Origin of the sequence: Metabacillus sp. FJAT-52054, from assembly GCF_037201815.1 — a bacterium.
GTDB lineage: Bacteria > Bacillota > Bacilli > Bacillales > Bacillaceae > Metabacillus_B > Metabacillus_B sediminis.
The window spans coordinates 1,452,084-1,468,243 of the sequence record NZ_CP147407.1 but is presented as its reverse complement, the minus strand read 5'-3'; the positions used below and the strand labels follow the sequence as shown (position 1 = coordinate 1,468,243).

Here is a 16,160-nt window from a genome sequence, read left to right as displayed (position 1 = left end):
TCCTGTCTGCATCTTTCTATAGTTTATGCATTGCTTTTTCGGAAAAGAGTAAAAAAAAACACCTGCTTTAAAAGCAGGTGTTTAGTGGTTCTTTCAAGTTGTACTTGCTACACTTCGATCTACTTGTTCAAGAACAGCACTTGGACTTTCCTGAACTTGCCTTGTCAGTTCCAAATATTTAATGTGATGATTTTCCATGTCCCGAACTTTAAATGTAAAAGACCCAAATTGAACTGTATCGCCTTTTTGGATATCAAACTTTTCAGTCAGCACCCAGCCGCCAATTGTATCAACATCTTTATCATCAATTTCGAGGCCGAACATATCGTTTATTTCACTTACTAGGACTTTCCCATCTAAAATATAGCGGTTGTCGTTGATTTTTTGAATGTTAGGAACTTCATCTGTATCAAATTCATCACGAATTTCTCCAACAATCTCTTCTAAAATATCCTCAACCGTTACAAGACCGGCTGTTCCCCCATACTCATCAATCAGGATCGCCATGTGGATGCGTTCCTTTTGCATCTTCACAAGCAGGTCCTGAATCGGAATCGATTCAATCACTTGGATAATCGGACGAACATATTCCTTAAGAGAAAAAGAATCCTTGCTGTTTTTCTGAATTAAATTCGTGAACACCTCTTTGATATTCACCATTCCAATAATATGGTCCTTATCGCCGTCTGTTACCGGATACCTTGTGTATTTCTCATTTTGCATAATTTCGATATTTTGATCCATTAAAGAATCAATAGACAAGGAGACGATTTCCGTTCTGGGAACCATGATTTCCTTTGCAATCCGGTTATCGAATTCAAAGATTTTGTTGACATATTTAAATTCAGATTGATTAATTTCACCGCTTTTATAGCTGTCTGAAAGAATGATTCGAAGCTCTTCTTCACTATGTGCCAATTCATGCTCAGATACAGGCTTTAGTCCGAATAAACCAGTTACAAATCTGGCAGAGCCGTTAAGGGCCCATATAAAAGGGTACATAATGGTATTGAACAAAATGAGCGGACGCGCGAGCAGCAAGGTAATTTCCTCTGCTTTTTGGATCGCTAACGTTTTAGGAGCCAATTCACCAATAACGACGTGCAAAAAGGTCATGATGGCGAATGCAAAAGCAATAGAGATAACCGGTGTCAGTGCCTCTGGCAAACCAAGCTGAACAAATAGCGGTTTTAGCATATGTTCAAAAGTTGGTTCCCCAAGCCACCCGATTCCAAGCGCTGTCACAGTAATTCCAAGCTGACAGGCTGATAGATAGCCATCCAAATTGGAAATGACGCGTTTTGCTGCTTTCGCGTTTTTATTTCCTTCCGCGATCAGCTGGTCAATACGAGAACTTCTTACCTTTACAATAGCGAATTCAGATGCCACGAAAAACGCGGTTAATCCAATCAATATTGCAATGAGCAATAAATTTACTATGTCCAAATATGTTCCTTGTTCCGTAATTTACGGAAAAGGAAGTCACCTCCTGGGTTGATTATAAAATGGCCATCATCAATTGATGGCGGTGCCGGATTCAGCGGCAAAAGTAAACCGTTCCAAGGTTCTTACAATCGGCTTTGAGCCGACAGATCATTCATTTTACAATATTGTATGAATAATCTAAAAAACTGCCTTCCACTCAAAATCCGTCAACATGCATCCGAAGTATTTCATCGGATGGTTCCGGCCGTTAATTGTGGCCGATAAGCATGAAGCAGCCTGATACGGGAAAACCGATTGATCGGCTGGATCCCTTAAATACTTCAACATGTTCACTGCCCCATCTTATCACCCCAATCTTTGTATAGTTACTAGAATCATATACGAAAGAAAAGTATCCAGTCAAACATAACAGTTTTCCAATTTCCTTATAAATATGACGAAAATTCTAGAAAAATACTTGGTTACCATCTTATATCTCATTTTTTCATTGGATTGGAGGGTTTTTCATTATCCAGTCCCCAGACGAGCTATAACAAAAAAAAAAGCGCAAGCGCTTTTTTTGTTATAGCTATTTAAAGGAAGGAGCTACTTTATATGCAAATTGCCGGTAGTCAATTAAATAAAAATCGGCCCCCTCCGAATCATTTTGAAAAAGACACGTTTTTATTCCGAGCTTTTTCGCCGGAAGAATATCCAGTTCCCGGTCACCTATAGCAAGATCAATATGGTGTTTTTGATGAAGGTATATATAAGATGCCGGATCTGGCTTTCTGGGATATCCATCATCACCTGCTACAATTTCATCGAAGTAATGCTCCCACCCGTAATAATTTAATATTGCATCCACTTCACTTCTTGTTTTATGAGTCATGATTACATTTTTTGATGCGTGTTTCAGCACCTTTTCTACATATGGGAAGGGCGGCTTTAAAACAGGAGACAATGCCTTTTCATTTCGTTTAAAATCGGCAATATCCTCGTCTGTCATCCCAAAGGTGCTTGCAGCATGAGAAAAAGATACCTTCAGCTGCTCAAATATATGCTCTTTTTTCACTTCAGACTTTAAAAGCTTGTACATCGTTTCGGTAAACGCCGGGTACGTATTGAACAGTGTCCCGTCAAAATCCCATAAAATATGCATGTCAACTATCACCCTTATCCTTCAGCTAAGTCCTCTGTACTTAGCCGTAGTAAGTTCCTGAATGTATTCCTTCAAGTCAGGCATATCAGCTTCCCGGGCAATCCGGATTGATCGTTCAATATCATACGGAACCCGGATAAGCTGGATAGAGAACGGTCCTTCCGCCTCTTCACCTTCAAGCCCCTCAAGAACGGCATAGGAGGCCTGAGTCATATCGAGCGGGTTCCCCACACTGCCTGTATTAAACAGCATTTTTTCCTTATATTGGTAAACAAAAGCCTGATGAACATCTCCATAGCCTGCTACATCTGGCCGCTTTGAAGATTTTCCAGTCATTTCTGTATCTTCGAACATGCTCATTCTTCGTTCAATTGAATCCCATGGCTGAATCCTTGTATATATGCTATAAGGCGAAGCATGAAATAACCGGATTAGTCTGCCGCTCATGGTCAGTTCAGCTGAAAAAGGAAGCTTTGTTAAATAGCGGCGGTCCTCATCAGTCAGCTGATTCTGATGCCATTTCAATGTCTCAAATTCGGGATCCTTTGTTATAAAATCATCCCAATTTCCTTTAACCGTAATTTCACAATGCTTTTTAACCATCGCAATCGCGTCATGAGATTGAGGACCTTTCCCTACCAAATCTCCCAGGCAAATAATTTTTTCGATTCTTCTATAATGAATATCGTCCAGAACGGCTTCAAGAGCCGGGACATTACCATGTATATCTGAAATAACAGCTATACGGTTCAATCGACTTCACTCCTTCTTCCAGACAGATTCCATTCTACCATAAGATCATCCCCTCTTTGGTTTCTTTTTCAGAAGCAATGCTCCTAGAAATAAAAGGCTTATGTACCCAATGACTGGATAAATGGCAGAAATTAATTTCCCATATCCAATAAAGCTTAAGAAAAAACAAACCGCCAAAATGATGGCAATCATCACCATTCTGGGAACCTTGAAAAATTGAGAAAGAAGACGCTCCATCCCGTATAAATTTCCAATAATAGAGGTGAGCACTTCTCCGAAAATTACCAGCACGTACAAATAATAAGCAGCCGAAAAGACTGTATTCATTACCTCAGCCATCGGAACTTCAAACTTTACAGCACCTGGGACATAAAGAAGAGCTAAGTGGCTGCCAAGCATAATGATCATTAATATCAGTCCGCCGAGCCTTCCTCCTTTTTTTAGTACGTTCTCATCTTTTATCTCAGCTGCAAGGGGGACGAGAACAGCCTGAGCAAGTCCGAGGTTATAGGCGGCATAGCAAACAGAGGAAACGGCCCAGCCGCTATCGGAGAGCCTAAAACCGGTCAAGACAGTCTTCAATCCCCCCTCTGTTATAGAGCTTGTCATGACTACCAGACTAAGCAGAAGCAGCATCGGCACAACCAGCATATTAACACCGACAACTCCATGCAAGCCCTTCGCCATAATGATTAAAGTTAAAAGAATGCTAATCAGCACCCCGACTGAGTGCGGAAGCGCTAATCGTTCTTCAAATATCGCTCCAGCTCCCGATACCATGACAGAGGTTACCCCAAATAATAAGAGCAGCATGACTGCGTTTACTGCCTGCCCTGCATGCTTTCCTAATAAAAATAGATTCAATTCTTTAAAGGAGGGAGCTTGAATTCTTGATGCAATCACCATCAGCTTGGTTCCAAGGTGAATAAACAAACTTCCTGCAAGGAGAATCCCGATGGTTCCCGCCGCACCAAAACGGGTAAAGAATTCCACAATTTCTTTCCCAGTTGCAAAGCCTGCCCCGACAACTGTTCCAACATACACAAAAGCAATCTGCACGATGATAAAGCTCTTATTTTGCATGACGGTCCATCCCTCCTCTTCTATATAAAGCTATGAGACAAGTTCCTTGAAAAGAAGGATAAAGATGGATTAAAGTTCTTTGCAACCCCAAAAAATTTTCTCAAACAAAATACTTGAAAGTCAAAAAAGGTCAAATTATAATAATAGTCAAAGATAGTCAAAGATAGTCAAAGTTAGTTAAATTTTAAGGAGGTTGTTTTTTTATGCAATGTCAAAACTGTAAGCAAAATCAGGCAACCGTTCAATTACATGTTCAAATTAACGGAGCCCGTAAACAATTACAGCTCTGCAATACATGCTTTTCACATTATGAAAGTCAAATCCCTTCCGGCGGTATCAGCGGCGGAGGATTCTCTTCCTTCCCGTTTGATCAATTCTTTAAAAATGCTGGCAGTCAGGATGAAGGGACATCTGGTGCAGAGAATCAAAAATCAGGCCGCAATGGCGGAGGGCTTCTTGACCAAATGGGCCGCAATCTTACCCATGCTGCCAAAGCGGGGCTTATCGATCCAGTCATTGGCCGGGAAGATGAAGTAAACAGGGTGATTGAAATTCTTAACCGGCGCAATAAAAACAATCCGGTTCTTATTGGTGAACCCGGGGTTGGTAAAACAGCTGTAGCGGAAGGTCTAGCATTGAAAATTTCTGAAGGAAATGTTCCATCTAAATTGAAGAAAAAAGAAGTGTACTTGCTCGACGTAGCATCACTCGTTGCCAATACGAGCATGCGCGGCCAGTTCGAAGACCGGATGAAAAAACTCATAGCTGAGCTTCAATCACGTAAAAACGTCATTTTATTTATAGATGAAATACACCTAGTAGTCGGAGCGGGATCTGCGGAAGGCTCTATGGATGCAGGAAACATTTTAAAGCCTGCACTTGCACGGGGTGAAATGCAGCTAATTGGGGCAACGACTTTAAAAGAATACCGCCAGATTGAAAAGGATGCTGCTCTGGAGCGCCGCTTCCAGCCAGTCATGGTTCACGAACCATCCTTGGATAAAGCCATTGAAATCCTGCAAGGCATTCAGTCAAAATATGAGGATTATCATGGAGTTACATTCAGCGATGAAGCCATCCGGGCTTGTGTAACTCTTTCTCACCGCTACATTCAAGATCGTTTTCTGCCGGATAAAGCGATTGATTTGCTTGATGAGGCCGGTTCAAAAGCCAATCTGAAAGCAGACCGGGTTGAGGAAGCCGATATTCACGATCAGCTCAGCAAACTCGCGAAAGACAAAGAAAAAGCGGCAGCAGAAGAAAACTATGAGCTTGCGGCAAAACTCCGCCACGAGGAGATTCTTCTTGAAAAACAGCTTGAGAAACAGGATCATCAAGAAAAAATGATTGTTGGCCTCAGCGAAATCCAGGCCATTATTGAACAGAAAACCGGTATTCCTGTTGGAAAGATTCAAGAAGATGAACAGGCTAAAATGAAGAATCTTGAAGATAGTCTTGCTAAAAAAGTTATCGGCCAGGAAGAAGCGGTACAAAAAGTAGCAAAAGCAATACGCAGAAGCCGTGCCGGGTTGAAACGCAAAAATCGTCCTATTGGGTCATTCCTTTTCGCAGGTCCTACAGGTGTGGGGAAAACGGAGCTGACCAAAACATTGGCAGAAGAGCTTTTCGGAACAAAAGACTCCATGATTCGACTTGATATGAGTGAATATATGGAAAAACACGCTGTATCCAAAATTATCGGCTCCCCTCCTGGATATGTGGGACATGATGATGGCGGACAGCTCACAGAAAAAGTCCGCCGAAATCCATACAGCATTCTGCTTCTCGATGAAATTGAAAAAGCTCATCCTGATGTACAGCACATGTTCCTTCAAATCCTGGAAGACGGGCGTTTAACGGACAGTCATGGACGCACGGTCAACTTTAAGGATACGGTCATCATCATGACCAGTAATGCAGGCACTTCCGAAAAACGAATGACTGTAGGATTTGATACAGAAGCAACAGCAGCCATAAAAGAGAGCACTCTGCTTGATTCACTTGGAACATTCTTTAAACCCGAGTTCCTGAATCGCTTTGATGCAATCATTGAGTTCCAATCCCTCGAAAGAAAACATATGCTTTCGATCGTTGAGCTCATGCTTGAAGAACTTCAAGAAACTTTACATGAAAAGAACATGAAGCTAACCGTTTCTGATGAAGCAAAAAACAAATTGGCTGAACTGGGATATCACCCTGCATTCGGTGCACGGCCTCTTCGCCGGGTCATCCAGGAACAGCTGGAAGACCAAATCACTGACCTGCTCATTGATTACAATGAACTGGATCATGCAGCGGCAAATGTGGAAAATGGGAGCATCACTGTTTCGAAATCCGATAAAATATAGAGGTCTTTCTGAAAAGTTCTCCTTAGAGAAAATAATTGAAATTGCCCCCCCGTATGAGCATTCGGGGGGTTATTTTTTATAAAAATTTGAACAATTCCTCCTGACTCCTTTTTCTTTATTAAAAACAGGCATCTATCCGATTCTTTTTTATTGCGATCTCCTTACAATGAGAAGGTATGAAAAAGGAGGAGCTTCAGCATCATGAATGAATACGGACTTTGGAAGCTAAAAAAACTGGAAGAAGAGAAAGCAGTTCAGTTAATCTACCTGGAGCAGCTTAAAGAAGAATTCAAAGAGATGGAACGTAAAGCGGAGAGGAAAAAATAAAAAGGCAGTTTATGATCCATACCGGTTATTTCAATGCCCGCTCCCCATTTTGTCAAATCCCCGCCTATCCCAAATAAAATGGCCAAAACAAACAGCCCTCCGGTTTAGAGGGCTGTTCTTTTTCCTTTATTATAATGATTTGTCATCCACTTGATGCAGCCACTCGGTAATTTCACCAACTACGGATTCTACGGTGCCTTCATCAAACGGTGATTTCAGGCCAGCTGCTTCTACCAGTCCAAGGAATGCTTTGCTTCCTCCCTCCTTGCACAGGTTCAAATAGCTGCTCCAAGCCGCCTCTCTGTCTTCATGAAGCTGTTTCCAATACTGAAGCGCACAAATTTGGGCCAGGGTGTAATCAATATAATAGAAGGGCGAATTATAGATATGACTTTGCTTTTGCCAAAAGCCCCCCTGCTCGAGATAATGGCTGTCTTCGTATTCACGGTGTGGAAGATATCTCTTTTCCAGCTCTCTCCACGCAAGGTTTCTCTCCACTGGTGAAGCATCTGGATTTTCATAGATGAAATGCTGAAATTCATCAACTGCAACTCCATAAGGGATGAACTTAAGGGCTCCGCTTAAATGTGAAAATTTATACTTTTCCGTATCCTCTTTAAAGAAGAGCTCCATCCAGGGCCATGTAAAAAACTCCATGCTCATAGAATGGATTTCACAGGCTTCATGTGTCGGCCACTGATACTCCGCAACATCAAATCCGCGGCTCATGTAAACCTGGAATGCGTGCCCGGCTTCATGTGTCAGCACATCAATATCCCCTGAAGTACCGTTAAAATTAGCGAAAATATATGGTGACTCATAGTCCGCAATATACGTACAGTAGCCCCCGCCTGCTTTGCCTTTTTTAGCAAGCAAATCAAGAAGATTTTTATTCGCCATGAATTGGAAGAATTCATCTGTTTCAGCTGAAAGCTCCTTGTACATTTGTTTGCCGTTATTCACAATCCAATCAGGATCTCCTTTTGGGACTGCATTTCCTGATGTATATTCAACTGCCTCATCATAATAGACCATCTCATCCATGCCAAGGCGGTCTTTTTGCCGCTCATATAAGCTTGTCGCGATTGGAACGATATGCTCCACTACCTGTTTGCGAAATTTGCTCACCATCTCAGAGGTATAATCAATCCGGTTCATCCTTGCATATCCCAGTTCCGTAAATGTACGGAAGCCAAGCTTCTTCGCAATTCTGGTGCGGATTTTCACAAGCTTGTCATAAATTTCGTCGAACTTTTCCGATTGTCTCGAAAAAAATGCAAATTTTGCTTCGCTTGCCCGTTTGCGCAAATTCCGGTCTGTAGACTCTGCAAGGGGCTGAAGCTGCACGAGGGTGTATTCTTTCCCGTCAAATTCAATTTTCGCTGAGGCTACAAGCTTCGTATATTCACTGGACAGCTTGTTTTCCTCCTGCAGATCTTCAAGAACCTCTTCCTTAAAGGTCTTCAGCTGGGTTTCAGCAAGATCAAAAAGCTGCTGCCCCCATTTCGATTCTAATTTTTCACGGTATTTCGAGCGGACAAGCGCCTCGTAAAACTCCGTTACAAGCGCCTGGATATGCGGCTGAAGATCGTCCATGAAATCCTGCTCTTCTTTGTAAAAGTCATCATTCGTATCAATTGAATGTCGGATATAGCAAATGTTTGACATCGTATCCGCTGCATTCCGGATTTTATAAATTTTTTTCATCGCCTGATCCTGATCTTCAAAACTATCAGCTTCTTTAAATAACTGGAGGGCTTCCTTAAATTCTGTCTGTATTTGATTAAGATCTGGTCTTTTGTATATGTATTGTTCAAAACGCATGGTAACACTGCCTTTCCTATGAAATAACCTTCCTTTAGTAATTCTTCATCCAGTCTTAAAATCCCTTCTCAGGATGATTTCCTTTTTCCTATTAAGATTGGCACGATTTATCCGATATAGGTAGTAGACAAAGGGCTCATACCCGCACCGGTGCATTAAGAAAACCGGAATACAGATGTACAAAGGTTTGGTGAAGACATGGATAAAACAACACTCATAGGTCTCATTTTAGGAATCGTAGGAGTTGGTGTAGGGATGGTCCTTAAAGGGGTTAACCTCTCTGTACTGATCAACCCTGCTGCGATTCTAATCATCATCGTCGGAACTGCAGCCGCTGTTGTTACAGCTTTTCCGGCAGACGAAGTAAAAAGAGTCCCAAAGCTATTCGGGGTCTTATTTAAAGAAAGAAAAATACCGTCCATTCAAGAGTTGATCCCCATGTTTTCTGAATGGGCACAAGTCGCCCGGAAGGAAGGTCTCCTCGCACTTGAAGCAAAGCTTTCAGATGTGGATGATGTGTTCCTGAAAAATGGATTGAGCATGGCTGTTGACGGACAGAATGCGGATTTTATCCGAGATGTGATGAGTGAGGAAATAGAAGCGATGGAAGACCGCCATGCATCAGGAGCAGCTATTTTCACTCAAGCAGGCACATACGCTCCAACACTAGGAGTTCTTGGAGCTGTAGTCGGACTGATTGCCGCTCTCTCCCATATGGACAAAACAGATGAACTTGGACACGCAATTGGAGGAGCTTTCATTGCGACCCTTCTTGGAATTTATACAGGATATGTCCTCTGGCACCCTTTTGCAAACAAATTAAAACGCAAATCCCGCCAGGAGGTTAAAATCAGAGAAGTCATGATCGAAGGCGTCCTCTCTGTATTAGAAGGACAGGCACCAAAAGCAATTGAACAGAAGCTGGCAACGTATCTCCCTGCCGGTGAAAGAGCAAAACTAAAGATGGAGGGTGAGAATTCAAATGGCTAAACGGAAGAGAAAAGAAAAGCATGATGAGCATATGGACGAGTCATGGCTCATTCCTTATGCCGATCTTTTAACTCTTCTTCTCGCCCTTTTCATTGTCCTTTTTGCCATGAGTTCCATTGATGCGAATAAATTTCAAATGATGGCAAGGGCTTTCAACAGCACCTTTGAAGGCGGTACTGGAATAATGGAGTATCCAAGCCCATTACCGGATGGAGAAATGGAGCAGCTGGATGTGACCAAGATCGAGCCCAAAGAACAGCAGGAACAGAAGCAAGAGCTTGAGAGGCTGAAGGAAGCGGAGAAGAAAATAAATGAATATATCACTAATAAAGGCCTCAATGCTAAACTGAAGACCTCCCTTACTGATGAAGGTCTTCTGATCACCATCAACAATGATATTCTTTTCGAATCAGGGAGCATTTATGTGCGGAAACGGGATGAGGATCTGGCAAAAGAAATCTCCCAGCTCCTTGTCATGGAGCCCCCGAGAAGTATTATTGTCAGCGGTCATACCGATAATATTCCCATTAATAACGGGGTATTTGATTCCAACTGGGAACTTAGTGTAATGAGAGCTGTCGAGTTTATGAAGCTGCTGCTTACAAATCCTAAGCTGTCTCCGGAATTGTTCAGTGCAAAAGGATATGGAGAATTCAAACCAATCTCTAACAATAAGACCGCTGAAGGAAGACAAAAAAACCGCCGTGTTGAAATCCTCATCCTCCCTTTGGCCTCAAAAAACGCGGCCGAATAAAACAAGATAAAAAAAAGACCTTCCGTAAATGGAGGGTCTTATTTTTGATCCTTTGCATGAAAACCAATGCGTTTCATCATTTCAATAGCCTGTGCTTTTTCTTCTTCTGAGAGAATACCGATAATGTCATCGATCTTCTGCTGATGAGATGGAAATATGTCTTCGATGAGAGCTTTTCCCTCATCGGTTATGTGGGCGTAAGTAACCCTGCGATCTTTATCACATGCTTTGCGGGCAAGAAAGCCTTTCTGCTCAAGCTTGTCCACTACATAGGTAATGCTTCCGCTGGCCAATAAAATCTTTCCTCCGATTTGCTGAAGGGGCTGATCGCCTTTATGGTAAAGCAGCTCCAATACACCAAATTCGGTTGGGTTAAGCCCAAAAGAAGTAATATGCTTGTTCATTCTGTCGTTAATCGCGCGGTAAGCCCGGGACAAAACAACAAATAGCTTTAGTGATTGTTCTGATTCATTCATTTTATATCAATCCTTCAAATTTAGAAAATCTTGAATTCCAACTAAATCATAGTAAAATATCCATGCGAAGTCAATAGAACGGTTTCAATAAACGTTCCATTGAAATGATTTCGCGATCCTCTTCTATCCTTTGTTTAATAGCGGACATCAAATTTCGATAAGTCTCCTCGATTTCTTCCGCTCCAAATTTTTTTAATAAAAATGTGTAAAGGACAAAGTCCCTCAGCTTAAGGAAAATAGAAATGCTATTTGCCATTTCCTCAGTAAAACTTCTTTCCTGTTCATATCCCTTTAAAAATCCACTGAAAAAGAGTGTGCATTTTTCCACAGGATTCGGCTCTCCATTCTTTTCAAGAGTCCAGGCATAGTAATAGAGGGGAATGGCTACGTCACTTGCAAACCAGTGATAGGAGCTGTCATCAAAGTCGAACAAATAAAGCTCCTCCCGGTGGTAATGAAAGTTCCCTGTATGCAGGTCAGAATGGATAAGGCCGAAATTGTTTTTTGTAAGTCCATTAAGCTTGCGAAGCAGTACATTCTTATGCTGAAGAATTTCATCCGAAACGTCCGGTTTATACCGCTCTATATCAAGCAGTTCTTCTTCGTTCCAATGCGGTCTGCGGGGTTTGCCTAGAGCGGGCTCATATTCAATAGAGGCGTTATGCATTTTCCCTATCGTTCTGCCCCATTCAATAAACAGCGGTTCAATCCATTGGGGCCCATCTGCGGTAATTCGATCGCCCATCGCTTTTTCAAATAAACAGCAGTAAAATTCGGTTCCTGTTTCTAAAGGAATCACATGGACATTGGCTCCATTTGAGTTAAATGGCCGGCTAACACGAATGCCTTTCCTGTGTAAAAACTCAATCCATTCCAGTTCAGCCAGAAGCTGATCTAAGCTCCTGTGGCTGGAATGGGTAATTCTTAAAATGGCAGGAGCTCCATCAAGCTTAACTTCGTACACATAATTTTCCGCTTCGCCGAGTTTTTTAGCAATTTGAGCATCCGCACCAAAAAAATGAGCAGCCTCCTTAATGATTTCTTCATTAAATTGCTTCCGAACAGACGGTTCCATCTTTCTTCTCCTTTTATATAGCAAGAATGCTTTCAATTTCATTTAGGACTTCATAAGTGAGAATGACCTCAGAAGCTTTTGCATTCTCTTCAATTTGCTCTGGAGTAGAAGCTCCGACAAGCGTACTTGCAACATTGGGGTTTCTTAAGGTCCAGGCAAGTGCCAGCTGTGCCAGACTAATATCTAGACTGGAAGCCAGCTCAGAAAGCATAGACACCTTCCGATTCATAATATCATTTAAAATTTCCTTAACCCACGTGTTAACCTCTTCGTTGGATGCACGGCTTCCCTTAGGAATTTTGCCTTCCATGTACTTCCCTGTCAGTACCCCTTGAGCAAGAGGCGACCAAACAACTTGGGAAATTCCATTTTTTTCGCTGATTGGCATAATTTCTTCTTCTATATCACGGTGAAACATATTGTATTGCGGCTGGTTAACAACGATTCTCTCGAGCAGATAACGGTCTGCTACATGAACCGCTTCCTGAAGCTGTGCAGCTGACCATTCACTTACTCCTGCATAAAGGATTTTCCCCTGTCTGATTAAATCATCAATGGCTCTAAGTGTTTCTTCGAGGGGAGTTTCCGTATCATACCGATGGCAATAAAAGATATCTATATAATCCAAGTTCATTCTTTTCAAGGAAGAATGGACTTGCTCCATAATATGCTTTCTGGATAGACCTCTGTCATTCGGACCATCCCCTACCGGCCAAAATGCCTTTGTAGTTACAACATAGGATTCTCTTTCAAACGATTTCAGTGCCTTCCCCATAACCTGTTCAGCCATTCCTTTTGCGTATACATTAGCACAATCAAAAAAGTTAATGCCCGCTTCATATGCACTATGTATAATCAATTCCGCCGACTTTTCGTCGATCGTCTGCCCGAATGTAAGCCAGCTCCCAAGACTGATTTCCGACACCTTCAATCCTGATCTCCCTAACCTTCTATAATTCATCCCAATCCCCCCGTGTGTAATCGTCTACGCTTGTAGAGTGTTTGACAGAATTCCTTAAAATCACTCTAAACTTATCAGAAATTTCCAACATCGTAAAGGGAATTTGGAGTGAAACCATTCTACGAAAGACGACATAATCGGCCCGTTGACAGAGAATTGTCGAAATGAAACGCAGGCTTTTTAATTTACAGGCAGTTTGTGGTACATTTGAATGAGCTGGGAGAATAAGAAATGGAATGTTGAGGTGACACATGGACGACGTTTTTACCGGAAGTATTCTATCCGCCCTATCAACTGGATTGGGCGCTGTACCTATCTTATTTTTAAAAAATACACTCACTCATAAATGGCGCGATATCCTGCTGGCTTTCTCAGCTGGCATCATGATGACCGCCTCCATGTTCAGCCTCATTCCTGAAGCATTAAAAATTGGAGGAATGCTTCAAGTCGTGGCGGGATTATTTTTAGGAGTAATGGTTCTTACCATATTGGAGAAACAGATTCCCCATATTGATCTTGAGCATTCGAGAAGCGGAATACAATTTGATGAGAAAGCAATGCTGATCATTGCAGCTATTACTCTTCACAATCTTCCTGAAGGATTATCCGTAGGTGTAAGCTATGCGGCTGATGCAAGCGAAACGGGGAATTTGATTGCTTTCGCAATAGGCTTTCAAAACGCCCCGGAAGGATTTTTAGTCGCCTTATTTTTAATCAGCCAAAATATCGGAAGAATGAAAGCATTCTTAATTGCAACTGCTACCGGAGCCGTTGAAATTGTAACATCACTGCTAGGGTATTATTTGACTGCTTATGTAAATACGCTCGTCCCATACGGACTTTCTTTTGCGGCTGGAGCTATGCTGTTCATTATTTATAAAGAGCTTATTCCTGAAAGTCACGGCGACGGAAATGAACGCACAGCAACCTATGCCTTTATTACAGGGATAGTGATTATGCTAATGCTTATTGAGGCCTTCTAATACGTAAACAGGACTGGAAGCTTATTTCTCCCAGTCTTGTATTTTAATGCTCTGCAGCAGCCTGCTGCGACTCTGATGCAAATCCCCATTTGGCCACTCGGGTGACCAGTTTTGAAAAGGGTGTGGACGTCCGGTCCTCCCCCCATTCAAGCATCTGAAATTGATTCAACAGCTCGTCCAATTCCTGGCTGTACTTAACGACTTCGCTGCTCGTAAAGCTTTTAGATGTGGCAGCTGAAATCATTTCCTCTCTTTTCGCATTAATTTTAGTGATCAATTCTTCTTTTTGTTCATGTACAATCACATTTTCTCCTCCTCATAGGATTTATAAAGCCGGGTATTTTCAAAAACCTAATTTTGTAAATTCCTAGAGAAAAATTTGCCGAATCATATATAAATATGTTACATAATTGTTAATATTTAGATTTTATTACTTTGTTCCCATTTTGCGAAGCAAGTAAACCTCTTTTTTATATAAAAATGTATAATTAAAATTCAATAAAATATAAAAAAGTATATTTTTCTAATGCTGTCCAAACTTTATGGAATACCCATAGAGCCTGATCAGACGTGAGCAGCGCGGCATGGAGAATAATTCAATCGGCGCACAATCTGGAGCCATCGCTTACGTTTTTAACGATAAAAGCCAAAACAAAAAGCCTGAGGAAGACATCCCCAAGCCCATTTGTTTTCTAATCTGAACTTAATTCCCTTTTAATGCGACAGCCTTTTCCTTATGAACATCATCAATTGAGGTGACGCGGAAATCCTTTTCTTCCAGCTTGCTGATAATCTTATTCAGCTTCTTTTCCGTTAATTCATGCGATAGATTTACAACAATTCTCCGCAAATAATCCCCATTATCCAAGGTCAGCATTCCCTCTATGTTAACATCCTTTACGGTACTTACCAGTTCCTTGATCGCTCCCTTATGCTCCTTTGTTGCGACAGTCATTAAATATCCGCCTGTCTTCATACCGAAGGAATCCTCCAGTACTTCCATAATATTTGTATGCGTCATGATTCCAGCGAACTCCTGATCTTCATTGATGACAGCTAGAAATGGCAATCTTTTAATCGTTAAAAATGCTTTAATAAAGGATTCTTCCTCTAAAATAAATGCATCCTCATCTTTTATAAGCGACGCAATTGAATCTTCATCTTTTCCATCCATCTCATGATAATACTCAAGGAGGGTTACTTTATAAATTAAACCGGCAAATTTTTTTCCGCCGTCACCAAGAACCGGAATGCTCCTGTATCCGGTTTCCTTCAATTGATCATATGCTTCCTTTACAGTACTTGAAGCATCACAGTACTTTACCTCTTCTTTTTTCACATAGTTATAACGGATTTTCATCATAGCCCTCCTAGTAAAGTAGACTGATAAGGATTTTAGAGAATTTTACACTTAAGGTGAGTATAAGTAAAGAAAATTATGATTTTTCAGTTAGTTAGTAGTCTTATACCTTTTAGTCTATGATTCTAATCCCATAAAAAGCTGTTATGTAAATTATAGTTTTGAATGACCGTATGATTGAGCTGCTGAAGAGATGAATTGGAGAACATACTAAAAACACCGGACAGTTACCGCGAGCTACTGTCCAATTCCGAGCTGCTTTCGGCCGTTCCGCCCCTCTTTCCAGCTAAACTTATTTTTCCAGCCGATCCCCTTTGTTTCCCAGCGGGTTCTGCCTTGATTCCAGCCGACTCCTTTTCTTTTCCGGCCGTTCCGCGCCTCTTTCCAGCCAAACTTATTTTTCCAGCCGATCCCCTTTGTTTTCCAGCCGGTTTTGCCTTGATTCCAGCCGACTCCTTTTCTATTTCGGCCGTTCCGCGCCTCATTCCAGCCAAACTTATTTTTCCAGCCGTTTCTCTCAATTTTCCAGCCGGAATGGCTAACAAGCCGGCTAAATTCACTCCCTCATCGGACAGGAAATTAGCTAGGGACAGATCCTGCTATACAGGTTTCATATAATATTTAAAGTGAACCACCCGC

At 41.7% G+C, this 16,160-nt stretch carries 16 protein-coding genes; 5 read left to right on the top strand and 11 right to left on the bottom strand.

The annotated features are described in order from the left end of the window. Positions 1–93 precede the first annotated feature (93 nt). From WCV65_RS07760 to WCV65_RS07745, 4 genes are all read right to left on the bottom strand, one after another. Entirely contained in the window at positions 94–1,446 is a 1,353-nt protein-coding gene (locus WCV65_RS07760; RefSeq protein ID WP_338781365.1) for a hemolysin family protein, read from the bottom strand. A 568-nt stretch (positions 1,447–2,014) separates the two neighbouring features. Beyond that, the gene (locus WCV65_RS07755; RefSeq protein WP_338781363.1) at positions 2,015–2,587 is read right to left on the bottom strand and encodes an HAD-IA family hydrolase; all 573 of its coding nucleotides are present in this window, start codon (positions 2,585–2,587) and stop codon (positions 2,015–2,017) included. A gap of 21 nt (positions 2,588–2,608) precedes the next feature. After that, positions 2,609–3,340: a metallophosphoesterase family protein gene (locus WCV65_RS07750; protein WP_338781361.1), complete on the bottom strand. Its 732-nt coding sequence runs from the start codon at positions 3,338–3,340 to the stop codon at positions 2,609–2,611. 45 nt (positions 3,341–3,385) lie between these two features. Next, on the bottom strand, positions 3,386–4,423 hold the full coding sequence (locus tag WCV65_RS07745; RefSeq protein WP_035408931.1) for a hypothetical protein: 1,038 nt from the start codon (positions 4,421–4,423) through the stop codon (positions 3,386–3,388). 203 nt (positions 4,424–4,626) lie between these two features. On the opposite strand from WCV65_RS07745, the gene WCV65_RS07740 reads away from it, so the two are divergent. Next, entirely contained in the window at positions 4,627–6,771 is a 2,145-nt protein-coding gene (locus WCV65_RS07740; protein WP_338781358.1) for an AAA family ATPase, read from the top strand. 201 nt (positions 6,772–6,972) lie between these two features. Next, positions 6,973–7,098 (top strand): hypothetical protein, encoded by a 126-nt coding sequence (locus WCV65_RS07735; protein WP_338781356.1) that lies wholly within the window; start codon positions 6,973–6,975, stop codon positions 7,096–7,098. Between the two features lie 129 nt (positions 7,099–7,227). Here the strand turns inward: WCV65_RS07735 and WCV65_RS07730 are convergent, their stop codons facing one another. Next, entirely contained in the window at positions 7,228–8,922 is a 1,695-nt protein-coding gene (locus WCV65_RS07730; protein ID WP_338781353.1) for a M3 family oligoendopeptidase, read from the bottom strand. Between the two features lie 198 nt (positions 8,923–9,120). On the opposite strand from WCV65_RS07730, the gene motA reads away from it, so the two are divergent. Both motA and motB read left to right on the top strand, forming a co-directional pair. Beyond that, positions 9,121–9,912 carry a flagellar motor stator protein MotA gene (gene motA, locus WCV65_RS07725; RefSeq protein ID WP_035408941.1) on the top strand — a complete coding sequence of 264 codons (792 nt, stop codon included), beginning with the start codon at positions 9,121–9,123 and terminating at the stop codon, positions 9,910–9,912. Beyond that, the gene (motB, locus tag WCV65_RS07720; protein WP_035408944.1) at positions 9,905–10,666 is read left to right on the top strand and encodes a flagellar motor protein MotB; all 762 of its coding nucleotides are present in this window, start codon (positions 9,905–9,907) and stop codon (positions 10,664–10,666) included. The genes motA and motB overlap by 8 nt, the downstream gene beginning before the upstream one ends. A gap of 38 nt (positions 10,667–10,704) precedes the next feature. Here the strand turns inward: motB and WCV65_RS07715 are convergent, their stop codons facing one another. From WCV65_RS07715 to WCV65_RS07705, 3 genes are all read right to left on the bottom strand, one after another. After that, on the bottom strand, positions 10,705–11,142 hold the full coding sequence (locus WCV65_RS07715) for a MarR family transcriptional regulator (protein ID WP_338781350.1): 438 nt from the start codon (positions 11,140–11,142) through the stop codon (positions 10,705–10,707). Between the two features lie 70 nt (positions 11,143–11,212). Continuing rightward, complete coding sequence (locus tag WCV65_RS07710) at positions 11,213–12,217, bottom strand: phosphotransferase (RefSeq protein ID WP_338781348.1); 1,005 nt, start codon at positions 12,215–12,217, stop codon at positions 11,213–11,215. A 13-nt stretch (positions 12,218–12,230) separates the two neighbouring features. Continuing rightward, positions 12,231–13,178: an aldo/keto reductase family protein gene (locus tag WCV65_RS07705; protein ID WP_035408953.1), complete on the bottom strand. Its 948-nt coding sequence runs from the start codon at positions 13,176–13,178 to the stop codon at positions 12,231–12,233. Positions 13,179–13,429: 251 nt separating this feature from the next. Here WCV65_RS07705 and WCV65_RS07700 point away from each other — a divergent pair, with 251 nt between their 5' ends. After that, positions 13,430–14,161 (top strand): ZIP family metal transporter, encoded by a 732-nt coding sequence (locus WCV65_RS07700; RefSeq protein ID WP_338781344.1) that lies wholly within the window; start codon positions 13,430–13,432, stop codon positions 14,159–14,161. A gap of 43 nt (positions 14,162–14,204) precedes the next feature. On the opposite strand, the gene WCV65_RS07695 is transcribed toward WCV65_RS07700, so the two are convergent. The 3 genes from WCV65_RS07695 to WCV65_RS07685 all read right to left on the bottom strand — a co-directional run bounded on the left by WCV65_RS07695 (position 14,205) and on the right by WCV65_RS07685 (position 16,081). Then, complete coding sequence (locus WCV65_RS07695) at positions 14,205–14,465, bottom strand: aspartyl-phosphate phosphatase Spo0E family protein (protein ID WP_035408963.1); 261 nt, start codon at positions 14,463–14,465, stop codon at positions 14,205–14,207. Between the two features lie 399 nt (positions 14,466–14,864). Next, positions 14,865–15,521 carry a cyclic di-AMP binding protein CbpA gene (gene cbpA, locus WCV65_RS07690; RefSeq protein ID WP_035408966.1) on the bottom strand — a complete coding sequence of 219 codons (657 nt, stop codon included), beginning with the start codon at positions 15,519–15,521 and terminating at the stop codon, positions 14,865–14,867. 227 nt (positions 15,522–15,748) lie between these two features. Beyond that, a complete protein-coding gene (locus WCV65_RS07685) occupies positions 15,749–16,081 on the bottom strand; it encodes a hypothetical protein (protein WP_338781338.1) in 333 nt (110 codons plus the stop codon). Positions 16,082–16,160 lie beyond the last annotated feature (79 nt).